Here is an 18,570-nt window from a genome sequence, read left to right as displayed (position 1 = left end):
GACGCCGCGACCCCGTCCGCACCCTGGCTGGAGACCCGCATGACCACCACGACCGACCTCGCCGTCCGCCCGCTCGACCCCGCCGACGAGCCGCGCTGGCGCGAGCTGTTCCGCGCCTACCGCGAGTTCTACCGGCTGCCCGAGTCCGAGGACGTCGTGTCCCGCACCTGGGGCTGGCTGCGCGACCCGCACCACGAGTGCCAGGCCGTCGTCGCCGTGGCCGACGGCGCCGTCGTCGGCTTCGCCCACCACCGGCGCATCTCCTCGCCGTACACCGGCACGAGCGGCGTGTTCCTCGACGATCTCTACACCGACCCCCAGGTGCGCGGCCGGGGCGTCGGCCGCGCGCTGATCCGCCGACTGACCAACCTCGCCGCGTCCGAGGGCCGGCAGTTCGTGCAGTGGGTCACCGCCGACGACAACCACCGCGCGCAGGCGCTCTACGACTCCGTCGCCACGCGCACGCGGTGGATCACGTACGAGGCCGCCGCGACACCGGCCTGACGCCACGACGCCGGGCCGGGCGCGCGTGCCCGGCCCGGCGCCGCCGTACGCGGTCCGGCCGCACGATCCCGCGCGTCAGCTCCAGTCGAACGTGAGCAGCGCGGTCCGTGTCTCCGTCTCGACGAACAGCAGGATCGCGTCGGCACCGTGGTCACGCCACGGGTAGCCGGGCGTCGCGGCGACGAATCGGAACGGGCGGCCGTCCGCGAGACGCAGGACCGGTTCTCCCGCGTCGGGCGCCTCGAGCACGACGGCCGCTGGGGGCGGCTCCACGACCCAGTTGCCGGTCGGGGTGTCGCCACCGAGCCTCTCGACGACCGGGAAGCCTCCCTCCGACCCGGCGCGCGGGCGCGTCGGGTCGCCGAAGTCCCCACCGGCGAGCACGCCGTGCACCCGCCACCGCTCGCGCGACGCGGCGAGGTCGGCCTCGGCGTCGGCGTAGAAGGCCGCGAGCGCCACCGGCACGTCGTCCCCCACGGTCTCGATCTCGAAGACCGAGCGGTCGCTCAGCAGCCGCCACCGCCCGTCGTCCTCGATGCGGAACGCCAGCCAGTTCACCGCGGACCACGCGTCGGGTGGTGCGCGCAGGTGGCCACCCAGCAGGCCGCCCTCTCGCTCGACCGGGCTGAGCAGCAGACCACGGGCGGGCGCGGGGAGGTCCCGCGCCCCTGGCCCGAGCACCGCGGGGTCGAGCGCGCCGAGGTCGATCGACACCAACGGGTGCAGCACACGGCCCAGCCACGGCTGGTCGGCGACGAACACGTCGACCGGGTCGGGGAAGACCTCGACGCGCGGGTCGTCCACGGCGACCTCCTCGCCCTCGTCGTCCTCGGCGTATGCCGCCTCGAGCGCCCGCATCGCTGCGGCCAGGACGGGATCGGCCCTGCTGTCCGGACCGATGCCCCAGACCTGCTCGAACGCGAGGACCGACCGGCGCATATCGGCGCCGGCACGTTCCAGGAGGCGCATCGCCTCGGCCTCGTCGGCAGCTGCGACCGCACGCACGGGCACGTGGCCGTGCGTGTCGCGGATGACGAGCCACCCGAGCACGCCGTCGTCCGGCCCGCCGAGCGGGAGGAACGCCATCGAGTACCGGGACGACGCCTGATCGCTGCTCACGGCGAGCAGCGTAGAACGTCGCGGCCGCCGAGATCCCGTGCTCAGCTCACGAGCCGGGTCCGCCACGCCCACGCGGCGATCTCGACGCGGTTGCGCGCACCGAGCTTCACGCTGATGTTCCGGGCGTGCGTCTTGACGGTCGACAGCGACACGAACAGGTCGGCGGCGATCTCCTCGTTGGTGCCGCCGCGCGCGATCGCCGCGACGATCTCCAGCTCGCGGTCGGTGAGGTCGTGCTCGGCCGTCGGCGGCGTCGCGCCCGCCGCCAGCTCGGCGAGCAGGCGCACGGTCACCGACGGCGACACCAGCGCGTCGCCGTCGGCCGCGGCACGCACGGCCTCGACGAGCAGCCGCGGGCCGGAGTCCTTGAGCAGGAACCCCGACGCGCCGGCCGCGAGCGCGGAGCGCAGGTACTCGTCGGTGTCGAACGTCGTGACGACGACGACGCGCGGCGCGCCCGGCAGCCCGGTGACCTGCCGCGTCGCGTCGAGCCCGTTCATGCCGGGCATGCGGATGTCCATGAGCACGACGTCGGGGCGCAGGCGCTGCGCGGCGGCCACGGCGTCCTGCCCGGTACCGACGTCGGCGAGCACGGCGATGTCCCCCTCGGCCTCCAGGACCATGCGGAACCCGGCGCGGACCATCGCCTGGTCGTCGGCCACGACGACGCCGATCACCGGGTCACCGCCGCGGGGATCTCGACGCGCACGACCCACGTGTCGGCCTCGTCGGCACCGGCGTGCAGGGTGCCGCCGAGCGCCGCGACCCGTTCGGCCATGCCGGTGAGCCCGAAGCCGCCGGAGCCACGGGGCGCGGAGCCGGGGCGCACGCCGTCGTTGCCGACCTCGAGCCGCAGCGCGTCGTCCACGACGCGCACGCAGACGTGCGTGCTGGGGTCGACCGCGTGCCGGCGCACGTTGGTGAGGGCCTCGCGGACGATGCGGTAGGCCGACTCGCCGATGCCGGGGGCGAGCGGGGCGTCCGGGACCTCGACCCGCGACGTCGTACGGCCCCGGCCGGCGTCGAACCGGTCCACCAGCGGGGGGATGTCGGCCAGGTCGTACCGCACGGTGACGGGCGCGTGTCCCTCGGGGTCCTCCCGGATCGCGCCGACCATGCGCCGCATGCCCGCGAGGGCCTCGGCACCCGCCGCCTCGATCGCCTGGAACGCCTGCGTCGCGCGCGCGGGGTCCGTGCGGGCCACCGCGACGGCCGCCTGCGCCTGCACGACGATCCCGGTGACCTGGTGCGCGACGACGTCGTGCAGCTCGCGCGCGAGCTCGGCGCGCTCGGCCCGGCGGGCCTCCTCGAGCGCCGAGGCGCGGCGCGTGCGGACCGCGCGGCCCGCGACGCCGGCGACGACGGCGCAGCCCCAGACGAGCACGGCGAGCAGCACAGGCGTGGCCTGCGGGCCGACCCGCAGCACGACTCCCCCGACGACGGCGACCAGAGCAGCCGCCCCGGTGCCCGCCGCCGCACGTGACGTCGGCGCCGCGCGCACCCCGGACGCGGTGACGACGACGAGCGCGGCGGCCTCCGTGAGGGACGGGGAGGGGCTGCCGACGACGGCGCACACGAGCGAGCCGCCCGCCGAGACCGTGAGGACGCCGCCGGTCGCGAGCCACCACGGCAGCTGCCGGCGCACGAGCGCCACGACGGCCACGACGACGGCGACGAGCGCGGTGACCAGCGCCCCGGCGACGTCCGCGCCACCGGGCGTCCCCGGTGCGAGCCGCGCACCCAGCTCGAGGTCGACGACGAGCAGGCCCGCGAGCGCGACGAGCTCGAGCGCCGTCGTCGCGGCGCGGGACCGCAGCCACGTCGCACGGGGCGGTCGTCGGTCGTCGGGGTCCGGCACGCGTCCACCCTACGGATCACCACGCCCGGGCTCCGCGAGCGCTCCGGAAGATCGTCCCTTCGACCGAGGGTGACCGACCCGGACCGTCCGCCCGGTCGATTCCCGTGGGTCAGGGCGTTGACCAGGCTGGACGCATGAGCAAGCCTCCCGTCGCCCCGCCCCCGTCGACCGTCGCCGGACCGCGCCTCGCCGCCCGCGCGGTCGACCTCGTCCGCGAGTACGGCACGGGTTCGAGCCGGGTGCGCGCGCTCGACGGCCTGAGCGTCGACCTGGTCGAGCGTCGGTTCACCGCGGTCATGGGCGCCTCGGGGTCGGGCAAGTCGACGTTCCTGCACTGCCTCGCCGGGCTGGACCGGGCGACGTCCGGGCAGATGCTGCTGGGCGGCACCGACCTGGGCGCGCTCGACGACGCGGCGCTCACCGCGATCCGGCGCGACCGTCTGGGGTTCGTCTTCCAGGACGGCAACCTGCTGCCGCACCTGACGGCGGGCGAGAACATCGACCTCGCGGCCTCGCTGGCCGGCCGCCGCACGGACCGCGCGTGGCGGCGCGAGCTCGTCGAGCGGCTCGGTGTCGCAGACCGGCTGCGCCACCTGCCGTCGCAGCTGTCGGGCGGGCAGCGGCAGCGCGTCGCCGTCGTGCGGGCGCTGCTGGGCCGGCCGGACCTCGTCGTGGCCGACGAGCCGACGGGTGCCCTCGACAGCGAGTCGGGCGCCGCGCTGCTGGCGCTGCTGCGGGCGTGCGTCGACGAGTTCGGCCAGACGGTCGTCATGGTCACGCACGACCCGTCGGCGGCGGCCGTCACCGACGAGGTCGTGCTGCTGCGCGACGGCCGCGCCGCCGGGCGGGTCGACCGGCCGACGCGCCGTACCGTCCTCGAGCGCCTCGGCGAGCTCGCCGCGCCCGCGGGGGTCGTCGCGTGATCGTCGCCCGGACCGCGCTGCGCAGCGTCCTGCGGCGGCCGCGGCAGGCGCTGCTCGTCGGCGTCGCGATCACGGCCGCGACCGCGTTCGCCGCGGTCGCCCTGCTGGTCGCGGCCAACGCGCGCGTCGCGCTCGTCGCGTTCGGCATGGTCACCCCGCACGCGGCCGACGTGGTGGTCGTCCCCCGCGGCGACGTCGCGCCGGGCGCCGCGCTCGAGGTCGCCGAGCGCGTGCGCGCGCTCCCCGACGTCGTGGAGGTCGCCGTCGAGCACCTCGGGGACGTCGAGGTCGAGGCGGGTGGCGTCACCACGACCTGGAAGCTCACGAGCGACCCGGGCGGCGGACCGCTGAGCGCGCTGCGCGACGCCCCCGACGTCGGCCCGCTCGAGCCCGGCGGGATCGTGCTGGGGCGGCGCACCGCCGAGCGGGTCGGCGTCGACGTCGGGGACACGGTCGTGGCGGGCGGGCACGAGCTCGTCGTGGTGGGAGTCGGGCCCGTGCGGGAGTTCGGGCAGGACGTCGGGCTCGTGCACCCGTCCGACGCGGTCACGATCGGCGGGATGCCGCCCGTGCAGATGTTCGTCGTCGGGGACGTCGACCTCGCCGCGGTGCGGGCCGTGGCCGGGGACGCCGCCGTCACGAGCGGTCCCGAGCAGCGCGCCCGGGAGGCCCGGTCGGTGGGCGACACGCTCGCGGGCGTGCTGGGCGGGCTGGCGGTGTTCGTCGCGCTGGCCGTGGTGTCGGCCGTGGTGATCGTGTCCTCGACGTTCCGGATCCTGCTGGCACGGCGTGCGGCGGAGCTCGCGCTGCTGCGGTGCGTCGGCGCGACGCGTCGCCAGGTGCACCGCTCGGTGCTCGCCGAGGCCGCGTGCATCGGCCTGCTCGGGGGCCTGGTGGGGACCGGCGCCGGGCTGGGGGTCGCCGCCGGGCTCGTCGCGGCGGCGCGTGCCGCGGACCTGGTGTCCGCGCCGTTCGTCGCCGCGCCCGGCGGGCTCGTCGCGTGCGTCGCCCTGTCGGTCGTCGCGACGCTCGCCGCGGCGCTGCCCTCGGCGCGGGCCGCCGGTCGCACGGCACCCGTCGTGGCGCTCGGGGCGGCGCGGTCGTCCGACGCCCGCCCCGTGCGCGTCGGCGCGCGGCTGGTGACGGCCGGGGCGCTCACGCTGACGGCCGTGGCCACCGGGGCCGTCGCGGTCCCCGTCGCGCGCACCGACCAGCTGACGGGCCTCGCGCTCGCGGCGCTGAGCGGGACGCTGGTCTTCGCGGTGCTGGTCGCGGTCGGCCCGTTCCTCGTGCGGTGGGCCGCCCGGGCCGTGCGACCGCTCGGCGCGCGGTCGGCGGCGCTGCGGCTCGCGGTGTCCAACGCGCACCGCTCGTCGCGCCGCACCGCCGCGATGACGACGGTCCTCACGCTGGGCGTGGGCCTGGCCGCGGCGCTGCTCGTCGCGGTCGCGGGCGTCACCGCCGACGCGCGCGAGAGCGTCGCGCGGAACTTCGGTGCGGACGCGCTGATCCCGGTCGACCTGGTCGCCGATCCGGAACCCCTCGTGGCTGCGCTCGCGGCGCACCCGGCGGTCGACGCCCGGGTCGTCGGCACCGACATCCTCCTCGACCCCGCCCCGGGGACGGACCCCGCGGCGCTGCGGGACGCCGTGCTCGACACCGTTCCCGCCGGCACGTCGGTCTACTGGGCGGGCGACGTGCTCGCGGGCATCGAGCAGACCGTCGCCGTGGGGCAGCTCGTCGGCGCGGCGATGATCGGCGTCACGCTCGTCGTCGCGATGGTCGGCGTCGTGGTGACGCTCGCGCTGTCGGTCGCCGAGCGCTGGCAGGAGATCGCCCTGGTCCGCGCGCTCGGCGTGAGCCGGGCGGGCGCGCGCCGGTCGGTGGCGGCCGAGGCCGGGCTCGCCTCCGCGGTCGGCGCGACGCTCGGCGTCGTCCTGGGCGGCGCGTACGGCGTGCTCGCGCTGCGCGTCCTCGACATGCCCGCCGGCCAGCCGCCGTTGGTCCGGCTCGCGCTGCTGGGCGCCGGCGTGGTCGGCGCCGCGGTCCTCGCCGCGGCCGTGCCGATGCGCAGCGCGGGCCGCGTCGAGCCGGCGATCGGGCTGGCGGCGCGATGAGCCGCCACGCCCGCGTCACGCGGCGCGGCGCCGCCGCCGACCACCCACGTCCGACCGACGACAGGAGCACCCCGATGACCACCCGCCGCACCGTCCTGGCCACCACGACGCTCGTCCTGGCCGCCGCTCTCACGGGCTGCGCGACGTTCCAGGACGTGTTCCCGGTGGGGCAGCGCGAGTTCGTCTACGCCACGAGCGCCGACGTCGAGAGGTCCGGCGAGTCGTTCCGCTTCCAGGGGTTCCTCCCCCAGGACGCGACGGACGTGCGGCTGCTCGCCCAGCTCGACGGGCACGCGGGGGTGATGCGCTGGACCAGTCCCACGCCGTTCGACGCGCAGCACTGCACCGCCGCGCCCGTCACCGGCACGCCCGACCTGGAGCCCGCGTGGCTGCTCGACCCGCTGCCGGCCGACGGGTACGCGTGCGGGGCGTGGACGGTCGTGAGCGTCGGCGACACGCACCAGGCCTGGCGGGACGAGCCGGGGCCGGGCACCGAGCCCCGGTGACAGCCCGGCCGTCCGTACGGGTTTGACCTCCCGCGCCAATCGTGCGAGATTCGCCGCACAATCATTGTGCGACTTCTTTCGAACGACAGGACTGCTGGTGTCACCTCGGACCTACCACCACCCCGACACGGACGAGATCGCGATCCCCCGCGTGCTGTTCGCGCTGAGCGAGCCGCTGCGGCTCGGCATGGTGCGCGTGCTCGCCGCGCAGGGCGAGACCGACAGCCTCGAGCTGGGCCCCGACCTGCCGCGCTCGACCCTCACGCACCACACGAGCCTGCTGCGCGAGTCCGGCGTCGTGCACGTGCGCGCGCAGGGCCGCAAGTGCCTCATCAGCCTGCGCACCGAGGACCTCGAGTCCCGGTTCCCCGGGCTGCTCGACGCGGTGCTCGACGGGTACGAGCGCACCACCGACCTCGCGGACCCGCACCCGTGACGCGCCGCCTGTGGCCCCTGGTCGTGGCCGCCGTCTCGCTCGGCGTCGACGCGTACGTGCTGGCCGGCGTGCTGCCCCGCATCGCCGCGGACCTCGGCACGGGCGTCGCCGCCGTCGGGCTGGGCGTCACGGCCTTCACCGCCGCGTACGCCGTCGCGGGCCCGACGCTCTCCGGCCGGCTCACCCGCACCGGGACGGCGCGCGCCCTGCTCGTCGCGCTCGGGCTGTTCAACGTCGGCAACCTCGTGACGGCGATCGCCGCCGGGCTGCCGCTGTTCCTCGCGTCGCGCGTCGTCGCCGGCGTCGGCGCGGGTGTCCTCACCGCGGTCGCGACCGCGACGGCCGCGGCGATGGTCGAGCAGCACGAACGCGGCCGCGCGATGTCCCTCGTGACGTTCGGCCTGTCGACCGGCACGGTCGCCGGCGTGCCGCTCGGCATGCTCGTCGGCGAACGGTTCGGCTGGCGGTGGACGATGGCGCTCGTCGTCGCCGTGGGCGTCGTCAGCATGGCGGCCGTGGCCACGCGCCGCACCACGCTCCCGCCGCTGCCGACCACGGCGGCCGCGTCACCGCTCGCCGTGGTCCGCGACCCGCGGACGATCGTCGGCGTCGCTGCGGCGTTCCTGCTGGGCGTCGCGAGCCTCGGCCTCTACACGTACGTGCTGCCGATGGCGCAGGACCGCGGCCTCGGCGGGACCGGGTTCGCGCTGGTCTGGGCGTGGGGCGTCGGCGGCGTGGCCGGCTCGGCGGCGGTCGGCCGGCCGCTCGACCGCCACGGACCGCGCCCGCTGCTCGTCGGGCTGCCCGCGCTCCTGCTCGTGGCCTTCGCGCTCCTCACCCTCAGCACGTCCCCCGCCACGTGGCTCGTCGCGGCGGCCCTGTGGGGCGCGGCCGGCTGGGCGAGCGTGCCGACGCTGCAGCAGGCGCTCACGCAGCACGCCCCCGAGCGCGCGATGTCGGTGGTCGCGTTCCAGATGGCCGCGATGTACCTGGGCTCGGCCGCCGGCGCCGCCGCGGGCGGCGCGCTCCTCGCGGCAGGTGTGCGGGCGGGGACGCTCGCGGGCTGGGCGCTCGCCCCCGCCGGGCTCGCGCTCGTGCTCACGGCGGCGGTCGCCCCGCCGGGGCGAGGGAACCGGCCGACCACGACACCCGAGCCCGCGACGGCCACGAGCACGTAGACGGGCACCACCCGAGAGGCCACACCCGGAACGAGGAGCGGCGCTAGGCACCCACCGCTCCTGCCCGGTGAACGCCGAACGCCCGTAGCCGACTTCCCGGCTACGGGCGTTCTCGACGTCGGACGACGTCGGACGGTCGGGCTGACAGGATTTGAACCTGCGACCCCTTGACCCCCAGGCGTCCAGACAGCGTCATCAAGGCCGAATTCCGCGGGATTCCGGGCCTCAGATCATGCAGCCCGACTCACGAGATGCATGAAATGCATGGTTCTGGTCCCCTTCTGGTCCCCCTCGTGTGAGCTACTGGGACTGCTCTTCGGCTGGCGGGCTTGGACCGGCACCCCGAACTCAACCTCAATGAGCCACGCCTCTAGTCATGGATACCGCGCGTCTCACCGACCTTGAGTTCCACCCGTCGTCGCGCTCGCCTACGGCGCACCGGCGCGGCTCCTCTGCGTTCAGTGCATTGATGGCGGCAGACCGGCGACTCAGTCAACAGATCAGAGACGGGCTCGCGAGTCAATCGGCGTTCAACTAGGAGCAACCTACTCAGAGGAGACCAGCACACTCAGTCCCAGAGCTTGATCCTGAAGAACCCGCCCCGGGGCGTGTCGTGGAAGTCAAACCCAAGTTCATCTGCCCACGTCTGTAGGTGCAATGCCATCTCCCGAACGACCTCGTCGGTAGCAGCCATGTCGACATCGACAGTCATCGGAATCTCGTCAAGAAGTTCCAGGTATCGGTCCCACCACGGCTCGATGTGTTGACGCCAGCCCGGGAGCGCCGCAATCTCGCTTGGCACAGGACAAAGACCGTCTTTCACTCGAAGCGCCGCGGCTATATATGCGAGTGTCTTTCAGAGGATGTGTAGGGCATTGAACGTGACAAGCATGCCGCGCTGGAAATAGTCAGGATCGTCTTCCGGGATGACTGGCAGTTCCGTGGCCAGTGTCTCCTGCCACGCCTCGATTGAGGACTCGACGTTGCTCGCGGACTGCGCAACCTCACGGCCCGTGACCTTGGAACCCAGGTACTCCGCCAAGTGCTCCTCGATCTGCTCGCTCGCCATGGAGATGAAGTTCATCGATGCGTGGCCAAACTTCTCGCGGTGGTGCAGGTCGAAGGGCTCGTCACCGATGTGATGGATGCTGGCGTGAACAGCCTCATGAGCGGCAATATGCTGAATCGTGCGGGAGCGCTCCGCAGTTTCGTCCGCATCCTCGAGCGGCAGGAGCCAGTAGACAGGAATCAGGATGTCGACGAGCCCATCGGCGTTCGGCGGCATGGTCCGACGATCCGGTGCCGGACCTGTCTCGCGCGGATGCGCTGATGTGGCGCGAACGGCTCGCCGCTCGGGTCACTCCCGACTTGCCCGACCGGGTGGCCGATACCCAAGGCGGAGAGTTCGGCACTCTCATCCCGGCGGACAAGGAATGGCCCGCCGGTCTTGATGACCTGGGTGAGCGTGCTCCGTACCTGTTGTGGACACGCGGGGCGACTTCGTCCTTGACGGCGGCGCTGAGCGATCGCGTCACGATCACCGGCTCCCGCGCCTCAACGTCATACGGCGAGCACGTCGCCGGCGAGCTGGCGACAGGTCTTGCCGATGAGGAACGAGTCGTCGTCTCCCGCGGCGCCTACGGCATCGAAGGTGCCGCGCACAAGAGCGTGCTCGCCGCGAGCGGACAGACGATCGCGGTCTTGGCCGGCGGGCTGGACCGTCCCTACCCTGCCGGGCACAGCGAGCTGCTGGGTCGCATCGGAGATGTCGGCCTGCTGGTGAGCGAGCTGCCGCCGGGCGCCGCGCCGACGAGACACAGGTTCCCGGCTCGCAACCGCCTGCTGGCGGCGCTCTCAGGTGCGACCGTGATCCCCGAGGCCGGTCCCCGATCCGGGACGATGACCACCGTCATCGCCGCGCACGTACTCGGCCGGGGCGTCGGCGCGGTGCCCGGTCCCGTGACCAGCGCGACCAGTAGTGGCGCCAACCAGCTCATCCGGCAAGGCTTCGCCCAACTCATCACGGAACCCAGCGAGCTACTTGTCCTACTCGACGCCGACGAGGTATCAAGTCGAGCGGCGACGGTGCCGGGGGTTCGACAGCAGTTCGACCGCCGCCCTCAGCGGGGAAGAGCGGGCCGTTCGCTCTGATCATCTTCAATCGACACCACAACCGGCGTGAAATAGACGGCTTCGATGTCGTCGGTCGATGTCTAGACCGCCTCAGAGCGGGGTACCAGCTCACTGTCTGAGCGTGTCACTACTGTTTCGGGTTTCAGGAAATGGGATGGCCCGTACATCGAGAGCATCCAGCGGCCAGGTTCCCACTCTGTCGCGGTACTTCCTGATTCATCGACGCGAACCCATCGGAGATCAGTTCGGTAGGTGTCGCCATTCACGAGGAGTTCTACATCGACGTGTGCGACGGCGGCCGCAACGTGCCGGACGCCGAGGATCGTCCATGCCGTGAGGTCTAGTGTCTGGTAGAGGTCCTTGGCCTCAACGGCGAGCTTGCCGACGGACGATCGGGAGCTGCCGAGTTCCATGAAGTAGGCGCCTGCGGGAGCCCATTGCTTCTTCTGCCACCTCAGTAAAAAGTCCGCGCACGTCGTAGCGACCTCGGACGAATTGTCAGTGGATGCGCCTGGTTCGTACTGATGAGGGTGCCATTCTTCGAGTTTGGCCTTCTGGTCTTGGATCGTCTTCCAGCGGGTCAAGGACTCGCGCAGCGTTGGCGTCGGTTCGACAGGCTTTGCCTGACGTTCCCGGGCGTCTGCCCAGTCGGTTACCGCGAAGAGCCGATTCCACGCTTTGGTGGCGACGACCTCGTTATCGAAGTTGACCAGGGTGCCGTGCATGATGCCGTTGCGGAATAGCTCGGTTACTTCGGTCGTATCGGTCTTGTAGAAGCCCTTGACGAACGACTCGTGTGCATGGCTCAGGCCCAGATGGTGTCCGGCCGCACTGTCCCACGCCACCATGTCTTCTACGGGACGCGCATGCAGTCCTTGCCGTGACGCCGTGTCGAGGTCGTTGACGAAGCCGTCCATCACTGACAGCAACACAAGGACTGTGCTGTAGTACCGGCCTGCCTCGTAGTCGATCAGCGCCTTCTTCAGCAGCGGGATGCGCGGACGCATCGCGTCGAAGCGATGGAGGCGACGGAGCGGGAATGCGATCCGATCGGCTGACTTGTAGTACTCGATGAGCCGTGCCTCAGCAATCGACGCATCCTCGGCGCAGACGACGTGCTCGATAGCAGGCAGATTGAAGTCACCGGTAAACACCCAATTCCGTTCACCAAGAAGGCCGTAGAAGGTGTCAACAATCCCAATGATGCGCCGGTGCTCGCTCTGCAAGTTCTTGAGCTGCTTCCGTTGCGCCTTCGGCAGCAGCAAGCCAAGCAGCTTGAACGCCGCGATCTGCTGTTCCATCTCCTTGACGGACGGAAGATCGCGCGCCGAGCCGTAGGGGCTCACTTTGTGCGTGTCGCTCATGTCTTGACCGTATCCGCGAGCACCGACACTCACGGCATGTTGTAGCTCGGTCCGTGCAACTCCGCTCGTCATAGGCTCCGAGCGGGCCGAGCCGCCGCGGTCTGTCGTACCTGCTGCGCCGACTGCTCGTCGTTGGTGATGGCGTGGGCGCGGTTGAGGGCGGCGCGGGCGCGGATGGCGTGGATCTTCTGGCTGGTGCTCTCCGGTGCCGCGCCGAGCGGGGTCCGGTCGTCGGTGATGCCGTAGCGGTCGCGGTAGGCGGCGATGGTGCAGGCGGCGCGCCACCACGCCGCCTTCTGCTTCTCACCCCTCGGAGCCGTGCCGAGGTCTGCCGTCCACGGTTCCTCATCGGTCAAGGAACCACGGAGCACAGCCCCGGCGCGAGCCTCGATCAGCTCGCGGCGCTCGTCCAGGGCTTGCCGCATGTCGTCGGTCATCTGTCCGCCGGCGTGCGGGATCAGGCCGACGATAAGCATCGGGCGCTTGCGGGTTCGGCCTGATCCGGCGGGCCGGGCGGTGGCGCGTGCCACGCGGGTGTGGAGGACGGAGGCGATGTCGTCGACATCGTCCAGACTCCGCGCCGCCACCAGACGCGGGAGCAGCGCATCAAGGTCATGGTGGTTGGCTTCGGCGTGACGCAGCTCGGCCGACAGCGCGCCGTAGGCGTCGGAGCCGGGCACGTCTTCGACCTGCTCGACGGTGAGCCCGGACGCGGTGAGCAAGGTCGCCCAGCGGTCGTGCTGAGCGGCTTGCGCGATGGTGTCGTACTCGGCCGCGAGCTGAGCGATCGAGCCCGATGCTCTTGCTCGGCGGTGATCGTCTCGTGCGCGGACAGCTCGGCACCGATGTGCTGCAACACGCCGTACAGGACCGCGCGTGGCTGAGCGTCCAGCCCATCCAGCCAGCCGCCCTCACCGAGCTGCAGACCCTGCTGGACGCCTTCCGCGAGGAGTACAACCAACGGCGCCCACACCGCTCCCTGGAACACCCATCGACCCCCGCTGCCGCCTACCTAGCCCGTCCTAAGGTCACCCCGAGCAAGGACCGCAGCCGCGAGACCCACCACCGCGTTCGTACCGACAAGATCGCCCACGTCGGAACCGTGACCCTGCGCCACAACGGCCGACTGCACCACACCGGTGTCGGGCGCACCTACGCCGGAACCTACGTCCGGATGCTCGTCCACGACCTCGACAGCACGATCGTCGACGCCCCGACCGGCCAGATCCTCCGCGAGCTCGTCCTCGACCCGGCCAAGGACTACCAGGGCACCGGGCGACCACCGGGACCAGCACCCAAGAGAAACAACAACGGACCCACGTCTCCGTAGGTCCGTTGTCGCTGATGTCCCCAGACATCACATACGTCGGGCTGACAGGATTTGAACCTGCGACCCCTTGACCCCCAGTCAAGTGCGCTACCAAGCTGCGCCACAGCCCGTCACCCCCGCAGGGGCCTCGGAAACTCTACCGCACTCGCGGGGTCGTCTCGTCACCCGTCGGGAGGTGAGCGCGCCACGCGCACGCCACCGCGACCAGGCACGCCGTCGCGATCACGGCGCCCGCGACGAACATCGCCGGGTACGCCCACCGGGCCGAGAGCCACGCGAGCGCGGCGGGCACGAAGAACCCGGTGTAGGCCACCGAGTAGTAGACGGCGGTCAGGCCCGCGAGGTCGTCGGGCGTCGCGATGCGCTGCACCTCGGACAGGCCGGCGACCAGCGCGAGCCCGTACCCGGCGCCGAGCACGACCGCGGCGAGGACCGCGACGGCGAGGCTGAGCGTCGCGCTCGCCCAGGCCGCCGCGGCCATGCCGGGCACGACGATCGCCATCGCGACGACCGACGCCCGCGCGCTGCGCGCGGTGTCGATGCGCCGCGCGAGCTGCTGGACGGCGAACCCGCTCGCGAGCGTGACGACCGTGAGGGACGCCGCGAAGGCGATCGGCACTCCCCCGGCGCTGCGGCGCAGCAACCCGGGCAGCACCGCGTAGGCGCTGCCGACGGCCCCGAAGACCCACGGCGCGACCGGCACGACGACGCGCCAGAACCGCCGGTGCGCGACCGCGGGAACGCGCAGGTCGTCGCGCAGCCGCGCATCGGGCGCGCGCGGCGGTGCGGGATGCGTCTCGGGCACCGACAGCACGGCGGCCATGGCAGCGAGCGCGACGCACGCGTGCACGAGGTACGGGGTGCCCGTGCGCCACGGCCCCCACTGCGCGAGCGCACCGGCGGTGCCGGCCCCGAGCAGGAACCCCAGCGTGAGCGCGAGCGACGCGCGCCGCGGCCCGGCACCGGCGTCGCCGGTGGCGGCGCTCAGCTCGGCGACCCACGTGGTCCCGACGGCCATGACGAGCCCGAGCGCGACGCCGGACAGCACGCGCCCGGCCGCGAGCGCGGGCGCCGACGCGGGACCGAACGCGATGACGAGCGAGCCCAGCACGCCGAGCGGCGCGGCGGGCAGCAGCAGCGGTCGGCGCCCGTACCGGTCCGACAGCGGACCGCCGACGAGCAGCGCGGGCACGATCCCGACGACGTACGCACCGAGCAGCACGTCGACCGTGAGCGCGGACAGGTGGCTGACGTCGCGGTACATGACGAGCAGCGGCGTGAACTCGTTGCCGCCCCACGCGACCGCGAGCATGAGCGCGGCGACGCCGCGCCACGCGTGCGCGCCGACGGCTCTCCCCGCGGGGGCGGCGGGCGAGGTCCGGGGCGGCACGTCGGAGCCGGTCTGCGCGGACGGATCGGGAGCGGACACGTCGGCCGCGCGCGTGGGCGCAGGTGCGGCGGCGGCGACACCCGCGCCCGCCGCGGGCGTGTGGCCTGCCGACGTCGTGCGGCTCACCGCTGCCCTCCGTGCCGCCCGGCGGTGCCGTGCGCGTCGTGCACGTGCGCGGCGAGCCGCGCGCGGAAGCCGGCCGCGTCGCCGTCGGCGATCGCGGCGACGAGCGCCTCGTGCCCGTCGACGAACGTCGCGGCCCGCGCCGACGACCGCCCCACGGACAGCGCCACCATGCGGCTCTGGCGCTCGCGCAGGGTCCCGGCGACCTGGGTGAGCACGGCGTTGCCGCCCGCCGCGACGACCGCGTGGTGGAACGCGGCGTCGAGGTCGGCGTAGGCGTCCAGGTCGGCGTCGTCGTCGTGCGTGTCGGCGTCGAGCGCGTCGCGCTGCCGGGCGACGAGCGCGCGCAGCGTGGCGACGAGCTCCTCGCGCGCGCCCGGCGGCCCGGCGAGCACCTGCTCGACCGCGTGCCCTTCGAGCAGCAGGCGCGCGTCGAGCACGTCCTGCGCCTCGCCCGGCGTCGCGGGGACGACGAGCGCCCCGCGCTTGGGGAACAGCCGCAGCCACCCCTCGGCGGCCAGCCGCAGGAACGCCTCGCGCACGGGCGTGCGGCTGACGCCGAGCTCGGCGGCGACGTCGACCTCGCTGAGCATCGTGCCGCCGGGGTGCCGGCCGCCGAGCAGCGCGTCCTTGACGTGCCGGTAGGCGGTGTCGGCGGCGGACGCGGGCGGGGCGGACGAGCGGCGCGACATGCATGCATCATGCATGCATGTCGCGCCTCATTCATGGGATGACCAGCGGATGAGACGACGTCGCCCCGGGGCCGCGCCCGGAGGCGACCCGCACGCGTCGCGAACCCGCCCGCGGTGCGGCGACCGTGCGGCGTTCCGGCCGTCCAGCCGCCGCAACGCCGCACGCCTCGCGTGCCGCGGGTACCGGCCGGCATCCCCCGCCGACACCCGCGGCGCCCGCGCACCGCGACGAACCGGGGCACGCCGCCCCGGGGCGCGTCAGCCCTCGCCGTCCGCCCGCCGCCGCAGCGCGTCGAGCTCCGCGGCCACGAGGCCCAGCACGAGCAGGTCGACCAGGAGCCCCCACGATGCGTCCCACTGCGAGAGCCGGAACAGGAAGAACTGCGTCACCAGCAGCGACACGATCACCGCACGCCGGAACCACAGGTAGCCCTCGATCGCGTCCCCGCCGACGCGCAGCAGCCCGACGACGCACAGCGCACCGCTGGCCGCAGCGGCGACGAGCGCACCGACCAGCACCCACGCGGGGCTGCCGTCGCCGCTCCACCACCCCGTCACGGCGCGCGCGACCGTGAACGCCGACGACCCGAGCAGCACGAGCACCGCGAGCCACGGCACGAACCGCGCCTTGATCAGGGTGTGCAGCACCCGCACCGCGAACGACGACACCGCACCGACGGGGTCGGGCAGCGCGACGTCGTCCTCGGCGACGCTGTCGACCAGCGCGCGGGCCTGCGCGGCGCCGTGCACGTCGCCCGCGTGCCGCAGGTGCGCCTCGGCCCGGCGCCGCGCCGACGGCGTGAAACCGCCCACGACGCCCGCGACCGCCTCGTCGACGGCGCCCGCGAGCTCCTCGCGCGGGTCCGGCTCGCGCCGCCCGTGCAGCGCCTCGGCGAGCAACCCCAGCCCGACGACCGTCGCGTACACGATCGCGGCCGTCGGCTCGTAGAAGTAGTCGTTGTCGGACGTGACGAACTTGCCGACCTCGTCGACGAACAGCCCGAACCCGACGCCGCCGACCAGCGACCCCAGCGGCCGCAGCGCGGGCCCCGCGAACGACAGCAGCAGCACGAACGCGAGCGCCATGAGCAGCCCGCCCCACAGCACGTGCGCGATGTGCAGGCCGTCGCCGCCGACCTGCGGGTACCCGGTCGCCGCGAGGAACGCGCGCGTGAGCAGCACGGTCGCCGCGGTCGCGACGAGGAACGTCCCCAGGTGCCGCGTGGCGCGCGGGTCGCGCGGCAGCCCGAGCCGCAGCAGCGCGTGCGTCGTCACGCGGCGCGGCGAGCCGCCGTCCTGCAGCGAGGTCACGGCGTGCCCGCGCGCAGGCTCACCGGCGGCGCTTCTCGCGGACCCGCACCGAGATGGTGATGGGCGTGCCCTCGAAGCCGAACGTCTCGCGCAGGCGGCGCTCGATGAACCGGCGGTACCCGGCCTCGAGGAACCCGCTGGCGAAGATGACGAACCGCGGCGGACGCGTCGAGGCCTGCGTCGCAAACAGGATGCGGGGCTGCTTGCCGCCGCGCAGCGGGTGCGGGTGCGCCGAGACCAGCTCGCCGAGGAACGCGTTGAGGCGACCCGTCGGGATACGCGTGTCCCACGACTCGAGCGACCGCTCGAGCGCCGGCACCAGGCGGTCGGTGTGCCAGCCGGTGCGCGCCGAGACGTTGACGCGCGGCGCCCACTGCACCTGCACGAGCTGCTGCTCGATCTCGCGCTCGAGGAACGGGCGGCGGTCCTCGTCCATGAGGTCCCACTTGTTGTACGCGACGACCAGCGCGCGGCCCGCGTCGATGACCTGCTGCACGATGCGGATGTCCTGCTCGGTCATGGGCGCCGACGCGTCCACGAGCACGACCGCGACCTCGGCCTTCTCGATCGCGGCCTGCGTGCGCAGCGACGCGTAGAAGTCCGCGCCCGTGGTCTGGTGCACGCGGCGGCGGATGCCGGCGGTGTCGACGAACACCCACGGGCGTCCGCCGAGCGCGACGAGCTCGTCGACCGGGTCGCGGGTCGTGCCCGCGAGGTCGTCGACGACCACGCGCTCGGACCCGACGACCTTGTTGAGCAGCGAGGACTTGCCGACGTTCGGGCGGCCCACGAGCGCGACGCGACGCGGACCGTCCGGCAGCGGCACGGCGTGCGCCGACACGGTCGGCAGCGCGCGCATCGCGGCGTCGAGCAGGTCACCGGTGCCGCGGCCGTGCAGCGCCGAGATCGGGTGCGGCTCCCCCAGGCCCAGCGACCACAGCGCGGCCGCGTCCGCCTCGACGGCCGGGCCGTCGACCTTGTTGGCGACGAGCACGACGGGCTTGCCCGAGCGGCGCAGCAGGCGCACGACCTGCTCGTCGGTGTCGGTCGAGCCGACGGTCGCGTCGACGACGAACAGCACGGCGTCGGCCAGGTCGATCGCGACCTCGGCCTGCTGCGCGACGCGCTTGTCGATGCCCGCGACGTCGACCTCCCAGCCGCCCGTGTCGACGACCGTGAACCGGCGCCCGGACCACTCGGCGGGGTAGCTCACGCGGTCGCGCGTGACGCCCGGCTTGTCCTCGACGACCGCCTCGCGGCGCCCGAGGATCCGGTTGACGAGCGTGGACTTGCCGACGTTCGGGCGGCCCACGACCGCGAGCACCGGCGCGGCGGCCTCGACGTCGACGCCGCCATCGTCGAGGCCCTCGCCCTCGAGCAGCGCGAGGTCGTCGTCCTCGAGCTCGTACTCCTCGAGCCCGGCGCGCAGCGCGCGCTCACGGGCCTCGTCGTCGACGTCGTCGGCGGGCGGTGCGGCGGCGTCGAGCGGCGCGCTCGGCTCGGCGGCGTCCTGCGGGTCGACGCGCGTCAGGGTCGGGTCGGGCTGCTCCATGCCCCCATTCTCCCCCGTCGCGCGCCCCGGCACC

The 18,570-nt window shown here is 73.6% G+C and carries 18 protein-coding genes, 1 tRNA gene and 1 pseudogene; 8 read left to right on the top strand and 12 right to left on the bottom strand.

All coding sequences use genetic code 11. The features are described from left to right. Window positions 1-39 precede the first annotated feature (39 nt). Complete coding sequence (locus E4A51_RS15405) at window positions 40-504, top strand: GNAT family N-acetyltransferase (protein WP_134852286.1); 465 nt, start codon at window positions 40-42, stop codon at window positions 502-504. Window positions 505-579: 75 nt separating this feature from the next. Here E4A51_RS15405 and E4A51_RS15400 read toward each other — a convergent pair whose 3' ends face one another. The 3 genes from E4A51_RS15400 to E4A51_RS15385 are packed head-to-tail and all read right to left on the bottom strand — an operon-like array spanning window position 580 to window position 3,481. Continuing rightward, on the bottom strand, window positions 580-1,623 hold the full coding sequence (locus E4A51_RS15400) for a hypothetical protein (protein WP_167748941.1): 1,044 nt from the start codon (window positions 1,621-1,623) through the stop codon (window positions 580-582). A 41-nt stretch (window positions 1,624-1,664) separates the two neighbouring features. Next, window positions 1,665-2,300, bottom strand: coding sequence for a response regulator transcription factor (locus E4A51_RS15390; protein WP_082739808.1), 636 nt, complete (start codon window positions 2,298-2,300; stop codon window positions 1,665-1,667). Then, window positions 2,297-3,481 carry a sensor histidine kinase gene (locus E4A51_RS15385; RefSeq protein WP_134852284.1) on the bottom strand — a complete coding sequence of 395 codons (1,185 nt, stop codon included), beginning with the start codon at window positions 3,479-3,481 and terminating at the stop codon, window positions 2,297-2,299. The genes E4A51_RS15390 and E4A51_RS15385 overlap by 4 nt, the downstream gene beginning before the upstream one ends. 134 nt (window positions 3,482-3,615) lie before the next feature. On the opposite strand from E4A51_RS15385, the gene E4A51_RS15380 reads away from it, so the two are divergent. The 5 genes from E4A51_RS15380 to E4A51_RS15360 all read left to right on the top strand — a co-directional run bounded on the left by E4A51_RS15380 (window position 3,616) and on the right by E4A51_RS15360 (window position 8,641). Further along, complete coding sequence (locus E4A51_RS15380) at window positions 3,616-4,404, top strand: ABC transporter ATP-binding protein (RefSeq protein WP_134852283.1); 789 nt, start codon at window positions 3,616-3,618, stop codon at window positions 4,402-4,404. Further along, the gene (locus E4A51_RS15375; protein ID WP_134852282.1) at window positions 4,401-6,521 is read left to right on the top strand and encodes an FtsX-like permease family protein; all 2,121 of its coding nucleotides are present in this window, start codon (window positions 4,401-4,403) and stop codon (window positions 6,519-6,521) included. The genes E4A51_RS15380 and E4A51_RS15375 overlap by 4 nt, the downstream gene beginning before the upstream one ends. 74 nt (window positions 6,522-6,595) lie before the next feature. Then, a complete protein-coding gene (locus tag E4A51_RS15370; RefSeq protein WP_134852281.1) occupies window positions 6,596-7,027 on the top strand; it encodes a hypothetical protein in 432 nt (143 codons plus the stop codon). Window positions 7,028-7,124: 97 nt separating this feature from the next. Next, a complete protein-coding gene (locus E4A51_RS15365; protein ID WP_134852280.1) occupies window positions 7,125-7,463 on the top strand; it encodes a helix-turn-helix transcriptional regulator in 339 nt (112 codons plus the stop codon). Then, window positions 7,460-8,641 (top strand): MFS transporter, encoded by a 1,182-nt coding sequence (locus tag E4A51_RS15360; RefSeq protein WP_134852279.1) that lies wholly within the window; start codon window positions 7,460-7,462, stop codon window positions 8,639-8,641. The genes E4A51_RS15365 and E4A51_RS15360 overlap by 4 nt, the downstream gene beginning before the upstream one ends. 568 nt (window positions 8,642-9,209) lie before the next feature. Here E4A51_RS15360 and E4A51_RS15355 read toward each other — a convergent pair. Both E4A51_RS15355 and E4A51_RS18805 read right to left on the bottom strand, forming a co-directional pair. Beyond that, window positions 9,210-9,443, bottom strand: coding sequence for a hypothetical protein (locus E4A51_RS15355; protein ID WP_134852278.1), 234 nt, complete (start codon window positions 9,441-9,443; stop codon window positions 9,210-9,212). Window positions 9,444-9,497: 54 nt separating this feature from the next. Then, on the bottom strand, window positions 9,498-9,926 hold the full coding sequence (locus E4A51_RS18805) for a hypothetical protein (protein ID WP_240696512.1): 429 nt from the start codon (window positions 9,924-9,926) through the stop codon (window positions 9,498-9,500). A gap of 14 nt (window positions 9,927-9,940) precedes the next feature. On the opposite strand from E4A51_RS18805, the gene E4A51_RS15345 reads away from it, so the two are divergent. Then, the gene (locus E4A51_RS15345; protein WP_240696511.1) at window positions 9,941-10,792 is read left to right on the top strand and encodes a DNA-processing protein DprA; all 852 of its coding nucleotides are present in this window, start codon (window positions 9,941-9,943) and stop codon (window positions 10,790-10,792) included. A gap of 62 nt (window positions 10,793-10,854) precedes the next feature. Here the strand turns inward: E4A51_RS15345 and E4A51_RS15340 are convergent, their stop codons facing one another. Both E4A51_RS15340 and E4A51_RS15335 read right to left on the bottom strand, forming a co-directional pair. Beyond that, on the bottom strand, window positions 10,855-12,138 hold the full coding sequence (locus E4A51_RS15340; protein ID WP_134852275.1) for a hypothetical protein: 1,284 nt from the start codon (window positions 12,136-12,138) through the stop codon (window positions 10,855-10,857). A 68-nt stretch (window positions 12,139-12,206) separates the two neighbouring features. After that, window positions 12,207-13,036 (bottom strand): annotated as a pseudogene (locus tag E4A51_RS15335) (conjugal transfer protein); the annotation flags it as partial. On the opposite strand from E4A51_RS15335, the gene E4A51_RS15330 reads away from it, so the two are divergent. Then, a complete protein-coding gene (locus E4A51_RS15330) occupies window positions 12,935-13,468 on the top strand; it encodes an integrase core domain-containing protein (RefSeq protein ID WP_134852274.1) in 534 nt (177 codons plus the stop codon). The pseudogene E4A51_RS15335 and the gene E4A51_RS15330 sit on opposite strands and share 102 nt — an antisense overlap. A 36-nt stretch (window positions 13,469-13,504) precedes the next feature. Here the strand turns inward: E4A51_RS15330 and E4A51_RS15325 are convergent. From E4A51_RS15325 to der, 5 genes are all read right to left on the bottom strand, one after another. Continuing rightward, window positions 13,505-13,578, bottom strand: a tRNA-Pro gene (locus E4A51_RS15325). A gap of 26 nt (window positions 13,579-13,604) precedes the next feature. Continuing rightward, complete coding sequence (locus E4A51_RS15320; RefSeq protein ID WP_240696510.1) at window positions 13,605-14,984, bottom strand: MFS transporter; 1,380 nt, start codon at window positions 14,982-14,984, stop codon at window positions 13,605-13,607. Beyond that, window positions 14,981-15,673, bottom strand: a complete 693-nt coding sequence (locus E4A51_RS15315) for a GntR family transcriptional regulator (RefSeq protein ID WP_134852273.1) — start codon at window positions 15,671-15,673, stop codon at window positions 14,981-14,983. The genes E4A51_RS15320 and E4A51_RS15315 overlap by 4 nt, the downstream gene beginning before the upstream one ends. Window positions 15,674-15,931: 258 nt before the next feature. Beyond that, a complete protein-coding gene (locus tag E4A51_RS15310; protein ID WP_134852272.1) occupies window positions 15,932-16,984 on the bottom strand; it encodes a hypothetical protein in 1,053 nt (350 codons plus the stop codon). Between the two features lie 19 nt (window positions 16,985-17,003). Beyond that, window positions 17,004-18,536 carry a ribosome biogenesis GTPase Der gene (der, locus tag E4A51_RS15305; RefSeq protein WP_070318983.1) on the bottom strand — a complete coding sequence of 511 codons (1,533 nt, stop codon included), beginning with the start codon at window positions 18,534-18,536 and terminating at the stop codon, window positions 17,004-17,006. Between the last annotated feature and the right edge of the window lie 34 nt (window positions 18,537-18,570).

It is taken from the genome of Cellulomonas sp. HD19AZ1 (assembly GCF_004535805.1).
Taxonomy (GTDB): domain Bacteria; phylum Actinomycetota; class Actinomycetes; order Actinomycetales; family Cellulomonadaceae; genus Cellulomonas; species Cellulomonas iranensis.
Note: the sequence above shows the minus strand (reverse complement) of the source record. Positions and strands in the feature narration are given on the sequence as shown.